We start from the raw sequence: 14,082 nt of genomic DNA on the forward strand, positions 1-14,082 counted from the left end.
TCTCCAGTTCAGATCGCAATGCAGGCGAGCATAAGGGCGCCCGAAGGCAGCATGGCGCGCGGCGGCACGATCTGCGGGAAAAACTGTCACCTCGGCAGCAGCGCCGCCGCGTTCAGCCGCCCACCAGGGCGCTGACGCCGCCGTCCACGGCCATCCACTGGCCCGTGATGTGCTTGCCCGCGTCGCTGGCGTACAGCAGGGTCAGGCCCTTGAGGTCCTCGTCGTCGCCCAGGCGGCGCAGCGGGGCATGGGATTTCATCTCGTCCTCGCCCAGGGTCTCGATCAGCACGCTGGCCATCTTGGTCTTGAAAAAGCCCGGGCAGATGGCGTTGACGGTGATGCCATGCACGCCCCACTCGCCGGCCAGCGCGCGCGTGAAGTTGATGACGGCTCCCTTGGAGGTGTTGTAGGCAATGGTCTTCATGCCCAACGGGTTGCCGCCCAGGCCTGCGATGGAGGCCAGGTTGATGATGCGCCCGGTCTTGCGCGGGATCATGCTGCGCCGCGCGATCTGCTGGCTCAGCAGGAAGTAGCCGCGCACGTTGAGGTTCATCACCTTGTCCCAGGCGGCCACGGGGTGCTCCTCGGCCGGCGCGCCCCAGCTGGCGCCCGCGTTGTTGATGAGGATGTCCACCTGGCCCAGGCGCTCCAGCGTCTCGGCGGCCAGGCGCTCGATATCGGCCTCGTTGGCGCAGTCGGCGGCGATCCAGCGGGCGTCGATGCCGGCGGCCTGCAGCTCGGCAGCGGCTTCCTCCAGGTCGGCGGCCTTGCGCGAACTCAGCATGATCCTGGCGCCCGCCTCGCCCAGCGCATGGGCCATCTGCAGGCCCAGGCCGCGCGAGCCGCCGGTCACCAGGGCCGTCTTGCCGGTGAGGTCGAAAAGTTGCTGCACATTGCGAGTCATTCGTCTGTCTCCTGGTCCGGGTCTTGTGTGCCGGTCATGGGTGGAATGGAGGGCGGCCCTCCCCTGCCGGGACGGCCTGCAGCGGCGATTGTGCAAGCCGCCCCGCCGTGCCGCATGTCACATGCGTGTCCGGCCCGTCAATCCCCGAACAGCGAGCGCGTGCCGCCCCAGGCCGCACCCTCGATCTCCAGCATGCGCAGCTTGGTCAGCGCACCTGCGCCGCCCGAAAAACCGCCCGGCTGGGCGCCGGCGGCCAGCACGCGGTGGCAGGGAATCACGGGCGCGAAGGGGTTGAGGCCCAGCGCCTGTCCCACGGCGCGCGACAGGCCCACCTCGCCCAACTCGCGCGCGATCTCGCCATAGGTGCGCGTATGGCCGGGAGCGATGGCACGCGTCAGCTCGTAGACGCGGCGGTGAAATTCCGACACGCCGTGCCAGTCCAACGCCAGCTCGGCCAGATCCGGCAATGCCTGGCCTGCGGGCAGCATGCGCCGTGCCCGCAGATCGGGCAGCACCGGGCCGTCACGCAACTGCTGCGCGCTGGGCGCGGAAGGCTCCACGGTCCATTCGCCATGGCCCGCCATGAGCACCTGCACGCCGGCGATGGCCTGCGCCACGGCGGCCGGCAGGTCCTCGGCGCGCACCGCTGCCGCATAGCTGCCGGGCCTGCGCGATTGCACGCCGCGCAGCATGCGCGTGCGCGTGGCAGCCGGGCCGTCCACCTCGGGCAACTGAAAGGCCGCAAGGCCGCATTCGCCCCAGGCCACGCCGCAGGGTCCCAAGCGCGTGGCAAACAGCGCATGGCCCGTGGCTTCGGGGTCCCAGGCCGGGCTGCCCGTGGTCGATTCGTTCGTCATGGCGGTGGTTTTCTCCTTGCAGGCGATTGTGGCCGCATGGCTGCCGCCGCTGCCCGCAGCGACCCCACCGGCACGACACTGTAAAAAAACACTGGATAAATACTGGATGTGCAGCCAGTTATTACTGTATATTTCGCCAGTCATCATCCTCATCTCATGAACCATGGACATGCAAGAAGCCGCCTTCACCGTCACCTTGTGTGACTACCCCAACCTGCCCGAGCAGGAACGCAACAAGGCCGAGGCACGCTATGCCCGCGTGCTGGAACGCCAGCTCGGCAGTGCCGAGCAGGTCAGCGAAACCCTGTCGCTTGTACAGGGGCTGGAGGACATGCCTCCAGAGGAAATCAGCGAAGACGCCAAGCTCGCCTTCACCCGCTGGATGAAAGCCGCCCGCGCCGCCACCGAGGCCGGCATGCAGGGCCTGGGCGATGGCGAGTGCAGCTTCTTCGAGGTGCGCCGCGGCTGGCGGCATTGAGCCTGCCCGCGGCACCGCTGAATGGGGCCTGAGCCCGGGTTTGCCTGGGCTGGGCCCCAAACTGCATACACTGGCAGACCTTTTCGTCGGCCCCTGCCTGGTTCCAAGCGGTTCCACCGGGCATGCCCGGCACCCCTGCCAGACCCAGCCTTTCCCATGCAAGCCCTGCTCGACGCCATCGCCCGGATGGCCCTGCCCTCCGACGCCCAACGCATCTTCCACGGCCGTGGCGGCCTGTACCCGGGCTGCGAGCATCTGGTGCTCGATGCCTTTCCGCCCGTGCTGGTGCTCACCAGCTTCCAGCCGCTGGACGAAGACGCCCTGGCCGCCATCGGCACGGCGCTGTCACTGCGCTGTAGCGAACTGGCACCGGGCCAGCCCCTGAACTGGGTCTACCAGCTGCGCCAGCCCGCCGCGCCCGCCGAAACCCGGCTCATGGCCGGCGAAGTGCCAGACCCGCACATCGTCACCGAGGCCGGCACGCGCTACCGCGTGCAGGTGCTGCGCGGCCAGAACCACGGCCTGTTCCTGGACATGGCCGAAGGCCGGCGCTGGGTGCACGCGCATGTCGCCAACCATCCCGAGCACCGCCATGGCATCAAGGTGCTCAACCTGTTCGCCTATACCTGCGCCTTTTCGGTAGTGGCCCTGCAGGCCGGGGCGCGCCATGTGATGAACATGGACATGGCCCAGGGCGCGCTGGCCACGGGCCAGCAGAACCACCGGCTCAACGATCTGTCGGGCGCCAGCTTCCTGGCCCACGACATCTTCAGCAGCTGGGGCAAGATCACGCGCGGCGGGCCGTACCACCTGATCGTGGTGGACCCGCCCAGCTACCAGAAGGGCAGCTTCGTCGCCACCAAGGACTATGCCCGCCTGATGCGCCGCCTGCCCGACCTGCTGCGCCCCGGCGGCCATGTGCTGCTGTGCCTGAACGCGCCCGAGATGGGCACGCAGTTCCTGACATCGCAGATGCAGGAAGTGGCCCCCGAGCTGGAGTTCGTCGAGCGCCTGGCCAATCCGGCCACCTTCGCCGACATCGACGCCGAGCGCAGCCTCAAGGTGCTGGTCTACAGGGCGCCCGCAACACCCGCAGCGGCCGACACGGCTTCCTGACCCGCCCGGCCCTTGAGCGCACGGCGCCCCGCATAGACGGCGGCCGGGCCCAGTTCGCGCTCGATGCGCAGCAGCCGGTTGTACTTGGCCGTGCGGTCGGCGCGCGACAGCGAGCCGGTCTTGATCATGGCGCACTGGGCCGCCACGGCCAGGTCGGCAATGCTGGTGTCCTCGGTCTCGCCCGAGCGGTGCGATATCACCACGCCATAGCCCGCGCCATGCGCCAGGCGCAGCACGTCCCAGGTTTCGGTCAGCGTGCCGATCTGGTTGATCTTGACCAGGATGGCGTTGCCCACGCCCCGGGCAATGCCGCCCTCGAACAGGCCGGGGTTCGTGCAGAACACATCGTCGCCCACCAGCTGGCAGCGTCCGCCCAGGCGCCGGCCCAGGGCCTGCCAGCCCTCGATATCGTCCTCGGCCATGCCGTCCTCGATGGAGACGATGGGGTAGTGCTCCACCAGTTGCGCCAGGTAGTCCACCTGCTGCTGGCGGCTGCGCACCAGGCCCTCGCCCGCGTAGCGGTAGCCGTCCTCGCCATGGAATTCACTGGCCGCAGGGTCCAGGGCCAGGGCGATGTCCCTGCCGGGGCGCAGGCCGGCGCGCTCGATGGCGGCCATCAGGTGGTCCAGCGCCTCGGGCGCGCTGCGCAGGGCGGGCGCAAAGCCGCCCTCGTCGCCCACGTTGACGCTGTGGCCTGCGGCCTTGAGGGCATGGCGCAGCGCGTGGAAAACCTCGGCGCCCATGCGCAGCGCCTCACCGAAGCTGTCCGCCCCCACCGGCAGCAGCATGAACTCCTGGAAGTCCAGCGGATTGTCGGCATGGGCGCCACCGTTGATGACATTGATCATGGGCACGGGCAGCACGCGCGCCTGGGCACCGCCCATGTGCCGCCACAGCGGCATGCGCTGGCTGGCCGCCGCCGCGCGGGCCACGGCCAGCGACACGCCCAGCAGCGCGTTGGCGCCCAGCCGGCTTTTGCCGGGCGTGCCGTCCAGCGCCATCATGGCCGTGTCGATGCGGCCCTGGGCGTCGGCCTGCATGCCGCGCAGCAGATCGCGCAGCTCGGTGTTGACGGCCTGCACCGCCCCCAGCACGCCCTTGCCCAGGTGGCGCGAGGCATCGCCGTCGCGCCGCTCCAGCGCCTCATGCCGCCCCGTGGAGGCGCCCGAGGGCACCAGGGCCAGGCCGCGTGCGCCGTCCTCCAGCTCGACCTCGACCTCCACGGTGGGATGGCCCCGGCTGTCCAGCGCCTCATGGGCCGCGATATCGGTGATCTGCATGGAAACTCCTTTTCGTCAAGAAATTGAACTGTGCAAAGGAGCTGGCAAGCCTGCACAACTCCAATGAACAGGCCTTCATGCTAGAAATCACGGCGATGCGGGACAATGCAGTTTTTCTGCCCATGCGTCAGTTTTTCTGACGAATTGATTGCCATGAGACAACTGCCGCCGCTGGCCGCCCTGCGCGCCTTCGAGGCCATTGCCCGCACCGGCTCGGTGACCCGCGCGGCCGAGGAACTGTGCCGCAGCCACGGCGCCATCAGCCGCCACCTGCGCCTGCTGCAGGAGCACGCGGGCGCGGCGCTGTTCGAGAAAGAAGGCACGGGCCTGCGCCTGACCGAGGCCGGCGCCGTCTTCCATGCCTCGGTGCGCACGGCCTTCGACCATCTGGAGGCCGCCTATGCCCAGCTGGCGCGCGACGCCCAGGCACCGGGGCTGCATGTAGCCTGCAGCGCCACCTTTGCCATGCGCTGGCTGGTGCCGCAGCTGGCGGTGTTCTACCGCAGCCACTCACATATCCGCATCCGCCTGTCCATGACCTCGGCGCGCGAGATGCGCAATGAAGGCGCCGACCTGATCATTGCCTGGGACCTGTCCACCTACGGCGAGGCAGACCGCCGCCGCGCCATCGAACTGGCGCCCGTGCACTTCGGCGCAGTCTGCACGCCGGCCTATGCCCGGCGCCGGCCCGCCAACCGCGCGCGCATTGCACATGAGTACACGGCCAGCGCCTGGAACCAGTGGGAAGCCCTGACGGGCCAGCCCGTGGCCCTGGGCGAGACGCTGGCGTTCCCGCACACCCACCTGTGCATAGAGGCAGCACTGTCGGGCCTGGGCGTTGCCCTCGTGGAGCAGCGGCTGATCGCACGCGAGCTCCAGGAGGGGCTGCTGGTGGCGCCCCATGGCTTCGTGCCCTTCGAGGGCGGCCTGCGCGCCGTGCCAGCTGCAGGGCGTGCGCTGCCGGCCCAGGCAGGGGTCTTCATCGAATGGATGCGCGGCGCACTGGCCGCCATGCCGGCATAGGCCAGACGGCCTAGGCCCTGCCCCATTCGCGCAGGCGCCGGTACAGCAGCCCGCGCGAGACGCCCAGCATGCGGGCGGCCTGCGAGATATTGCCCTGGCAGCGGGCCAGGGCCTGCTCGATCAGCTCGCGGCTGGCCTCGCCCAGGGAGGACGGTGCCTCGGACGGCGCCTCGGCGGGCTGCGGCAGGGCCTCGATGGCCGGCAGCACCTCCTCGACCTGGGAAGATGCCTCATCCAGCTGCACCTGCATCCACAGCGTCAGCCCCGTGGGCAGCATCTGCGGGCGGGCCTGGCCGTGGTGGGCCAGCTCCAGCAACTGGTTCAGGCCCAGGCCGAAGACTTCCTCTGCCGCCAGCCCCTCGGCGGGCCGGCGCGGGCAGTCGAACAACTGGGCACCCACGCCGTTGAACCAGCGCACCATGCCGCCGCCATCCACGGCGGCCAGCCCTTCCAGCGGTGTGCCGAACATGCTGCGGCTGGACTGGAAGCGCAGCAGCAGGTGCATGCGGGCGGCGCCCACCAGCAGCCGGTTCTCGATGCAGGTGGCGTACATGTGGGCCATGGCGCCCGCATCGAAGCGAAAGGGGCCCGCCTCGCTGCTCAGGTCCAGCATGGCCACGGTGCGCCCGCTGGCGTCGCGCACGGGCGCGGCCGCGCAGTGCAGCGAGGCCAGGCAGCGAAAGAAATGCTCGCCGCCACGCACATGGCAGACCTCGCCCGTGCGCACGGCCACGCCGGGTGCGCCCGTGCCCACGGCATCCTCGGCAATGTTCACGCCCACGCGAGCCGCAGTGAGCAGCAGCGGGCCGTCGCCCGGCGTCGGGCGCGAGGCGATCAGCACCACGCCCTCGCTGCAGGTGAGCATGGCGCGCGCCTGGCTGCCCGCGATCACGGTTTCGAGTTCGGCGATGGGGTCGCGCGCCGCCTCGATCAGCGCGCGGTTGTGGGTCAGCAAGGTGGCCGTGCGGATCTTGCTGACCGGGTCGAAGCTGATCTTCTCGTCGGGGCTGCGGCTGGCGCCCAGGCAGCGTATCCAGGACTGCAGCACGGGCTCGGACACCAGGCCCGATGGGCGCTCGCCGCGCTCGAAATAGCGCTCGCGCGCCAGGGCCACCCGGTCCTGGCGCGAGGCATAGAAGGGATTGGAGGGCAGTGGGGCGGGAGGCGGCTGTTGCATGACGGACATCAAAACTGCCGCGATTGTTGTTCCGCCACGGCACAGGACAGCACTAGGGAAATCACCCGTGTTGGAGCGGATTGCCGGGCTCGGTAACCTCGGGCATCGCCACAGGCCCGCCCGCAATGACACGCTCCCCACACAGCACAAGACACCCCCGGCCCGCCCTGCCCACCCTGGGCGCCGCACTGGCCTGCACGCTGCACGCCCTGCACGCGCTACCCGCCCACGCGGCGGACGCAGCGCAGGACTCCAGCGAGGCCCTGCTCGCCCCCGTGGTCATCACGGCCAGCCAGCCCGGCGCCGGCCCCGACCTGTGGCGCGCAACGGCCGCCATCGATAGCGTGGACGGCACGGTGCTGCGCGAGGGGCAGATGCAGGTCAACCTGTCCGAGAGCCTGGCGCGCGTGCCGGGCCTGGTGGTGCTGAACCGCCAGAACTTCGCCCAGGACCTGCAGATCTCGGTGCGCGGCTTCGGTGCGCGCTCCACCTTTGGCGTGCGCGGCCTGCGCCTGTACGTGGACGGCATCCCGGCCGGCGCGCCCGATGGCCAGGGCCAGGCCGCCAACTTCACGCTGGGCAACGCCGCGCGCCTGGACGTGGTGCGCGGCCCGGCCGCCGTGCTCTACGGCAACAGCGCAGGCGGTGCGCTGCTGCTGTACACCGAAGATGGCGAGGAACCGGGCCTGTGGCGCAGCGGCATGGCCATGGGGCCGGACGGGCTGTGGCGGCTGTCCACCCAGCTGCGCGGCACGATCGGGGGCGGAAAGCCGGACCAGGCGGATGGCAGCTCCGCCCCCTGGCGCTATGCCATCCACATCGAGCGCTTCGCCACCGACGGCATGCGCCCCCAGTCGGCCGCCGACCGCAGCACGGCCCACATGAAGCTGTCACGCAAGCAGGGCGACGACCAGTGGCTGCTGCAGTACCAGGAGCAGCGCGCCAGCGCCCAGGACCCGCTGGGCCTGACACGCGCCGAGTTCGAGGCCGACCCCGGCCAGACCACGGCCAGCGCGCTGCGCTTCAATACGCGCAAAAGCGTGCGCCAGCGCCAGTTGGGCGCCGCCTGGCAGCACCAGTTCGGCGCGGGCCAGCGCCTGGAACTCATGGCCTATGCGGGCACGCGCTCCGTGCTGCAGTACCAGTCCATTCCCGTGGCCACGCAGGCGCCGCCCTCGCATTCAGGCGGCGTGATCGACCTGGACCGCGACTACGCGGGCATGAACCTGCGCTGGCGCAGCACCCATGAGGACGTGGCCGGCGGCCGGCTGGACTGGTCGGCGGGCCTGGCCTACGACTGGCAGGGCGAGACCCGGCGCGGCTACGAGAACTTCATCGGCAGCCAGCTCGGCGTGCAGGGCCGGCTGCGCCGCGACGAACGCAACCAGGCGCGCTCCGCCGACCCCTATCTGCAGGCCGAATGGAGCACGCAGAGCCTGGGCCTGAGCGCCGGCCTGCGCCAGGCGCGCGTGCGCTTCCGGTCCGAGGACCACTACATCACAGCCGGCAATGGCGACGACAGCGGCAGCATGGCCTGGCGCGGCTGGCTGCCCTCGCTGGGCCTGCGCGTGAACCTGCTGCCGGAGCTGGTGGCCCACGCATCGGCGGGCCGGGGCATGGAGACGCCCACGCTCAACGAAGTGGCCTACCGGCCCGGTGGCCAAAATGGCATGAACAGCGGCCTGAACACCGGCCTGGCCGCCAGCGCCCACAACACCGTCGAGGTCGGCCTGCGCGGGCGCCATGGCAACGCGGGCTGGAACCTCACGCTGTTCGAGACCCATACCCAGCGCGAACTCACCGTACTGTCCAACACGGGAGGGCGCGCCACCTACCAGAACGCAGGCCGCACGCTGCGCCGGGGGCTGGAATTCTCGGGCAACGCGCAATGGGGGCCGCTCACGGCCAGCACCGCCCTGACCTTGCTGCAAGCCCGCTACCGCGACAGCTTCCTGACCTGCGAGGCCACGCCCTGCACCACGCCCACCGCGCCGGTGGACGCCGGCGCGCGCCTGGCCGGCACCGCGCCGCGCCGCCTGTGGAGCGAGCTGGCCTGGCAGCTGTCGCCGCAATGGACCTGGACCGTGGACATGCTGCACAGCGGCCCCGTGGCCGTGAACGACCGCAACACCGACCGCGCGGCCGGCTACACCGTCTGGGGCTCCAGCCTGCGCTGGTCACGGCAATGGCAGCAGTGGAGCGCCCAGACCTTTGTGCGGCTGGACAACGTGTTCGACCGGCGCTTTGCAGGGTCGGTCATCGTCAACGAGGGCAACCAGCGGTACTTCGAGCCGGGTGCCGGACGCGGGCTATCGGCCGGGGTGACGGTCAGCCGGACGTTCTGAGCTGTTCCACGGCGGTACACATCCGCCCCCGGGAAAGTCCGAATGTTGTGACCGAAGGCCGCTTTTTTTATCGTCTCCCCCATGGTGCCCTTGCCCCCAGCGCCATGCACGCAAAAACAAACCACACAGGAGACGAGACAACATGAAGACCCACGTGCTTTCCTCCACGCTGCTGGCCGCCGGCCTGGCGCTGGCCCTTCCCGGCGCCACGCTGGCACAGGCCGGCCTGCCAAGCAAAGGCTCGCCCGAGCACATACGCGCCGTCACCTCGCGCATCGACTCGCAGAGCATCCGCGACAACGCGCGCAGTTCCAAGGACTGGCCCAGCTACGGCATGGACTACAGCGAGACGCGCTTTTCCAAACTCAGGCAGCTGGACACGGCCAATGTGAAGCGGCTGGGCCTGGTCTGGTCGTATGACCTGGAATCCACGCGCGGCGTGGAGTCCACGCCCGTGGTGGTCGATGGAATCATGTATGTCACGGCCAGCTGGAGCGTGGTGCATGCGGTGGACGTGCGCACCGGCAAGCGCCTGTGGAGCTACGACCCCGGCGTGGACCGTGCCAATGGCTTCAAGGGCTGCTGCGACGTGGTCAACCGGGGCGTGGCGGTCTACAAGGGCAAGGTGTATGTGGGCGCCTTCGATGGCCGCCTGGTGGCGCTGGACGCGGCCACGGGCCAGAAGGTCTGGGAGCAGGACACCATCATCGACCGCGCCTACTCGTACACCATCACGGGCGCGCCGCGCGTCATCAAGGGCAAGGTGCTGATCGGCAACGGCGGCGCCGAGTACGGGGTGCGCGGCTATGTCACGGCCTATGACGCCGAGACCGGTGCCCAGCAATGGCGCTGGTTCACCGTGCCAGGCGATCCGTCCAAGCCCTTCGAGAACGAGGCCATGGCCCGCGCCGCCAAGACCTGGGACCCGGCCGGCAAGTGGTGGGAGGCCGGTGGCGGCGGCACGGCCTGGGACACCATGGCCTATGACCCCGAGCTCAACCTCATGTACATCGGCACGGGCAACGGCTCGCCCTGGGCGCAAGCCAAGCGCAGCCCGGCCGGTGGCGACAACCTGTACCTGGCCAGCATCGTGGCGCTGAACCCCGATACGGGCGAGTACGTCTGGCATTACCAGGAAACGCCAGGCGACAGCTGGGACTTCACCTCCACCCAGCCCATGGTGCTGGCCGACATCAAGATCGGCGGCAAACCGCGCAAGGTCATCCTGCATGCGCCCAAGAACGGCTTCTTCTTCGTCATCGACCGCACCAACGGCCAGTTCATCTCGGCCAAGAACTTCGTCGATGTGAACTGGGCCAGCGGCTACGACGCCAAGGGCCGGCCCATCGAGACGCCGATTGCGCGCAGCGGCGACCGCGCGCGCGACGTGATCCCCAGCCCCTTCGGCGCGCACAACTGGCATTCCATGTCCTACAGCCCCGACACGGGCCTGGCCTACCTGCCGGCCCAGCATGTGCCGCTGACCCTGCAGGACAACAAGAACTGGAAGTTCAACGGCGGCTCCCTGCCCGAGCCGCACAGCAATATCGGCTGGAATACGGCCACGCTGGTCAACATGGAGCCGCCCAAGAGCACGCCCTTCGGCCGCCTGATCGCCTGGGACCCGGTGGCACAGAAGGAGCGCTGGCGCGTGGAGCATGCCTCGCCCTGGAACGGCGGCACGCTGGCCACGGCGGGCAACCTGGTGTTCCAGGGCACGGCCGACGGCCGCTTCGTGGCCTATGACGCGCGCAACGGCAAGAAGCTCTGGGAAAAGCCCACAGGCACGGGCGTGGTGGCCGCACCCATCACCTATGAGGTCGATGGCCGGCAGTACGTCTCCATCGCCGTGGGCTGGGGCGGCGTCTACGGCCTGGCCGCACGCCACACCGAGCGCAAGGGCCCGGGCACGGTCTACACCTTCGCGCTGGACGGCAAGGCCGAGGCGCCTGCCTTCGTCGCCTACCAGCAGGGCAAGCTGCTGCAGGGCGTGCCCTACGACAAGAGCCTGATAGCCGAAGGCACGGCCCTGTACGTCAGCAACTGCGCCTTCTGCCACGGCGTGCCCGGCGTGGATCGCGGCGGCAACCTGCCCAACCTGGGCTACCTGGACCCGGCCTATATCGAGCACCTGGACAAGTTCATCTTCAAGGGCCCGGCCATGTCGCGCGGCATGCCGGACTTCACGGGCAAGCTGAGCATGGAAGACGTGGAAAAGATCAAGGCCTTCATCCAGGGCACGGCCGACGCGGTGCGGCCCAAGTAGCCAGCGCGAGCCGCCCTCCTCCCCTCCCCCAACCTCCCATTCCCCTCCCCGGCCCTGCTGTCCTGCAGCAGGCCTGGGCAGGGCTTTGCCTGAAAACACCGGACCGGACTCTTCGCCATGCCATCCAAGCCCTTCACCCGCGCATCCCTGGCCCTGGCAGCCATGGCCGCATGCGCCAGCTTCAACGCCCACGCCGTCGATATCGACGCGGGCGACTACACCGCCCTGCCGCCCGGCACCACGCTGGGCATGGTCTATTACCAGCACGCCACGCGCGACCGCCTCTATGCCAATGGCGACCAGGCGCCCATACGGCCGAGGCTGACCTCGGACATCGGCATAGCGCGCGGCGTGCACTTCATGAAGCTGGGCGACTACGTGATCGACCCGCAGTTCCTGCTGCCCTTCGGGCGCCTGTCGGCATCGCGCGATATCGCGGCCATGGGCAGCAACACCGGCGTGGGCGACCTGATGCTGGCCGCCACCCTGTGGCTGACCAAGCCCGGCGACAAGGAGCACTTCGGCATCACCCCCTTTGTCTGGCTGCCCACGGGCCAGTACAGCCGCAACGACCCGCTGAGCCTGGGCGAGAACCGCTGGAAGGCGGCCCTGCAGGCCGGCTGGATCAAGCCGCTGGGCAAGCGCGTGACCATGGACCTGGCGGCCGATGTCACCGTCTTCGGCAAGAACGACGACTTCGGCGCCCACAGTGCCACGCTCAAGCAAAAGGCGCAGTTCCAGTTCCAGGGCCTGCTGCGCTACCACCTGTCGGAGACCTCGGACCTGCGCCTGGGCCTGTCGCACCTGACGGGCGGCGAGACCCAGGTCAACGGCGTGTCGCAAGGCGACCGCCAGTCCACCACCAAGGTCTCTTTCGGCGGCGCGGTCTTTGTCGCGCCGAAGACGCAGCTGCTGGCCACCGTGGGCCGCGATCTGCATGTGCGCCAGGGCTTCAAGGAGAACGCCCGCATCAACCTGCGCCTGCTGCAGGTTTTCTGAATCCACACCCCCTGTCCCCTGTCCACCACCAAGGAGCACGCCATGAACCTCAGCGACATCCAGCACCAGATCACCGAACGCGCCAGCGCCTTCCTCAACCGGGGCACGCATGACCTCTTCATCGACGGCCAATGGGTGGCGGCCCGGACCGGCCAGCGCCTGTCCACCGTCAACCCGGCCACCGAGGCCGTGATCGCCGAAGTCGCCAGCGCCGGCCCGGCCGACGTGGACCTGGCCGTGCGCGCCGCGCACCGCGCGCTGCACCTGGGCCCCTGGGGCCGCATGCGCCCCGTGGAGCGCGAGCGCCTGATGCTGCGCCTGGCCGACCTCATGGAGACCCATGCCCAGGCCCTGGCCGAGGTCGAATCGCTGGACAACGGCAAGTCCGCCGCCATTGCGCGCGCCGTGGACATCGCCATGGCCATCGACTCCATCCGCTACATGGCCGGCTGGGCCACCAAGATCGAAGGCATGACGCACGAGCACTCCGTGCCCTTCGCGCCCGAGGCGCAGATGTTCACCTACACCCGGCGCGAGCCCGTGGGCGTGGTCGCCGCCGTCGTGCCCTGGAACTTCCCCCTGCTCATGGCCACCTGGAAGCTGGCGCCCGCGCTGGCTGCCGGCTGCACCCTGGTGCTCAAGCCCGCCGAGCAGACGCCGCTGACCGCGCTGATGCTGGCCGAGCTGATCCAGGAAGCGGGCTTTCCGCCCGGCGTGTTCAACGTGGTCACGGGCGACGGCCCCGGCACGGGTGCGCCCCTTGTCTCGCACCCGCTGGTCAACAAGGTCAGCTTCACGGGCTCGACCGAGGTGGGCAAGCTCATCGGCCATGCCTGCATGGACAACATGACGCGCATCACGCTGGAGCTGGGCGGCAAGTCCCCCGTCATCGTGCTGGACGACTGCGACCCGGCCACGGCGGCGGCAGGTGCTGCCAACGCCATCTTCTTCAACCACGGCCAGGTCTGCTGCGCGGGCTCGCGCCTGTACGTGCACAAGAGCATGTTCGACCGCGTGGTGGCCGACGTGGCCGACCAGGCCGCCCAACTCACCCTGGGCCATGGCCTGGACCCCCGCGCACAGATGGGCCCGCTGGTCTCGCAGGAGCAGATGGAGCGTGTCTGCAGCTACATCGACATAGGCCGCAGCCAGGGCGCCGAGGTGGTGACGGGCGGCGCCCGCGCAGGCCAGCGCGGCTACTTCGTGCAGCCCACGGTGATGACCGGCGTGCAGCACGACCACCGCGTCGCCCGCGAGGAAATCTTCGGCCCCGTGCTCGTGGCCATGCCCTATGACGACCTCGACGAAGTCGCCGCCTGGGCCAACGACACGCCCTACGGCCTGGGCGCCAGCATCTGGTCCAACAACCTGTCCAAGGTCCACCGGCTGATCCCCAAGATCCAGTCCGGCACGGTCTGGGTCAACTGCCACAGCACCCTGGACCCGGGCATGCCCTTCGGCGGCTACAAGCAGTCCGGCATGGGCCGCGACATGGGCCGCACCGCGCTGGATGCCTACCTGGAGACCAAGTCGGTGTTCATCAATCTGTGAGGGCTGCTGCCGGCTTGCAGGTTGTCTGCCGGCCGGCAGCCGGTGCTTGTCGGAAAGCACGGATTCAGATCATTCCGATATCTTTT

The 14,082-nt window shown here is 69.5% G+C and carries 11 protein-coding genes; 7 read left to right on the plus strand and 4 right to left on the minus strand.

Features of this window, described 5'->3' with window-relative positions:
- Nucleotides 1-112 precede the first annotated feature (112 nt).
- The gene (locus PO605_RS11055; protein ID WP_016452876.1) at nt 113-904 is read right to left on the minus strand and encodes an SDR family oxidoreductase; all 792 of its coding nucleotides are present in this window, start codon (nt 902-904) and stop codon (nt 113-115) included.
- A 137-nt stretch (nt 905-1,041) separates the two neighbouring features.
- Nucleotides 1,042-1,761: a methylated-DNA--[protein]-cysteine S-methyltransferase gene (locus tag PO605_RS11060; protein WP_272206491.1), complete on the minus strand. Its 720-nt coding sequence runs from the start codon at nt 1,759-1,761 to the stop codon at nt 1,042-1,044.
- A gap of 163 nt (nt 1,762-1,924) precedes the next feature.
- Between PO605_RS11060 and PO605_RS11065 the strand changes: the two genes are divergently transcribed.
- Both PO605_RS11065 and PO605_RS11070 read left to right on the plus strand, forming a co-directional pair.
- Entirely contained in the window at nt 1,925-2,239 is a 315-nt protein-coding gene (locus PO605_RS11065) for a hypothetical protein (protein ID WP_016446792.1), read from the plus strand.
- A 156-nt stretch (nt 2,240-2,395) separates the two neighbouring features.
- Nucleotides 2,396-3,355, plus strand: coding sequence for a class I SAM-dependent methyltransferase (locus PO605_RS11070; protein ID WP_272206492.1), 960 nt, complete (start codon nt 2,396-2,398; stop codon nt 3,353-3,355).
- Here PO605_RS11070 and eno read toward each other — a convergent pair.
- The gene (eno, locus tag PO605_RS11075; RefSeq protein WP_272206493.1) at nt 3,310-4,635 is read right to left on the minus strand and encodes a phosphopyruvate hydratase; all 1,326 of its coding nucleotides are present in this window, start codon (nt 4,633-4,635) and stop codon (nt 3,310-3,312) included. The genes PO605_RS11070 and eno overlap by 46 nt on opposite strands.
- A gap of 105 nt (nt 4,636-4,740) precedes the next feature.
- Between eno and PO605_RS11080 the strand changes: the two genes are divergently transcribed.
- A complete protein-coding gene (locus PO605_RS11080; protein ID WP_047475301.1) occupies nt 4,741-5,658 on the plus strand; it encodes a LysR substrate-binding domain-containing protein in 918 nt (305 codons plus the stop codon).
- Between the two features lie 10 nt (nt 5,659-5,668).
- On the opposite strand, the gene PO605_RS11085 is transcribed toward PO605_RS11080, so the two are convergent.
- On the minus strand, nt 5,669-6,835 hold the full coding sequence (locus tag PO605_RS11085) for a helix-turn-helix domain-containing protein (protein ID WP_231574576.1): 1,167 nt from the start codon (nt 6,833-6,835) through the stop codon (nt 5,669-5,671).
- A 125-nt stretch (nt 6,836-6,960) separates the two neighbouring features.
- On the opposite strand from PO605_RS11085, the gene PO605_RS11090 reads away from it, so the two are divergent.
- The 4 genes from PO605_RS11090 to PO605_RS11105 all read left to right on the plus strand — a co-directional run bounded on the left by PO605_RS11090 (nt 6,961) and on the right by PO605_RS11105 (nt 13,996).
- Nucleotides 6,961-9,180 carry a TonB-dependent receptor domain-containing protein gene (locus PO605_RS11090; protein WP_272206494.1) on the plus strand — a complete coding sequence of 740 codons (2,220 nt, stop codon included), beginning with the start codon at nt 6,961-6,963 and terminating at the stop codon, nt 9,178-9,180.
- 142 nt (nt 9,181-9,322) lie between these two features.
- Nucleotides 9,323-11,446 (plus strand): PQQ-dependent dehydrogenase, methanol/ethanol family, encoded by a 2,124-nt coding sequence (locus PO605_RS11095; RefSeq protein WP_047468940.1) that lies wholly within the window; start codon nt 9,323-9,325, stop codon nt 11,444-11,446.
- Between the two features lie 117 nt (nt 11,447-11,563).
- A complete protein-coding gene (locus PO605_RS11100; RefSeq protein ID WP_047468941.1) occupies nt 11,564-12,445 on the plus strand; it encodes a transporter in 882 nt (293 codons plus the stop codon).
- A gap of 42 nt (nt 12,446-12,487) precedes the next feature.
- Nucleotides 12,488-13,996: an aldehyde dehydrogenase family protein gene (locus PO605_RS11105; RefSeq protein ID WP_272206495.1), complete on the plus strand. Its 1,509-nt coding sequence runs from the start codon at nt 12,488-12,490 to the stop codon at nt 13,994-13,996.
- Nucleotides 13,997-14,082: the final 86 nt, after the last annotated feature.

Source organism: Delftia sp. DT-2, from assembly GCF_028401915.1.
Lineage (GTDB): Bacteria > Pseudomonadota > Gammaproteobacteria > Burkholderiales > Burkholderiaceae_C > Comamonas > Comamonas tsuruhatensis.

Bases quoted from the DNA above. Each gene is read 5' to 3' on its own strand.
- PO605_RS11055 (WP_016452876.1), bottom strand. From the start codon at position 904: ATGACTCGCAATGTGCAGCAACTTTTCGACCTCACCGGCAAGACGGCC.
- PO605_RS11060 (WP_272206491.1), bottom strand. From the start codon at position 1,761: ATGACGAACGAATCGACCACGGGCAGCCCGGCCTGGGACCCCGAAGCC.
- PO605_RS11065 (WP_016446792.1), top strand. From the start codon at position 1,925: ATGGACATGCAAGAAGCCGCCTTCACCGTCACCTTGTGTGACTACCCC.
- PO605_RS11070 (WP_272206492.1), top strand. From the start codon at position 2,396: ATGCAAGCCCTGCTCGACGCCATCGCCCGGATGGCCCTGCCCTCCGAC.
- eno (WP_272206493.1), bottom strand. From the start codon at position 4,635: ATGCAGATCACCGATATCGCGGCCCATGAGGCGCTGGACAGCCGGGGC.
- PO605_RS11080 (WP_047475301.1), top strand. From the start codon at position 4,741: ATGCAGTTTTTCTGCCCATGCGTCAGTTTTTCTGACGAATTGATTGCC.
- PO605_RS11085 (WP_231574576.1), bottom strand. From the start codon at position 6,835: ATGCAACAGCCGCCTCCCGCCCCACTGCCCTCCAATCCCTTCTATGCC.
- PO605_RS11090 (WP_272206494.1), top strand. From the start codon at position 6,961: ATGACACGCTCCCCACACAGCACAAGACACCCCCGGCCCGCCCTGCCC.
- PO605_RS11095 (WP_047468940.1), top strand. From the start codon at position 9,323: ATGAAGACCCACGTGCTTTCCTCCACGCTGCTGGCCGCCGGCCTGGCG.
- PO605_RS11100 (WP_047468941.1), top strand. From the start codon at position 11,564: ATGCCATCCAAGCCCTTCACCCGCGCATCCCTGGCCCTGGCAGCCATG.
- PO605_RS11105 (WP_272206495.1), top strand. From the start codon at position 12,488: ATGAACCTCAGCGACATCCAGCACCAGATCACCGAACGCGCCAGCGCC.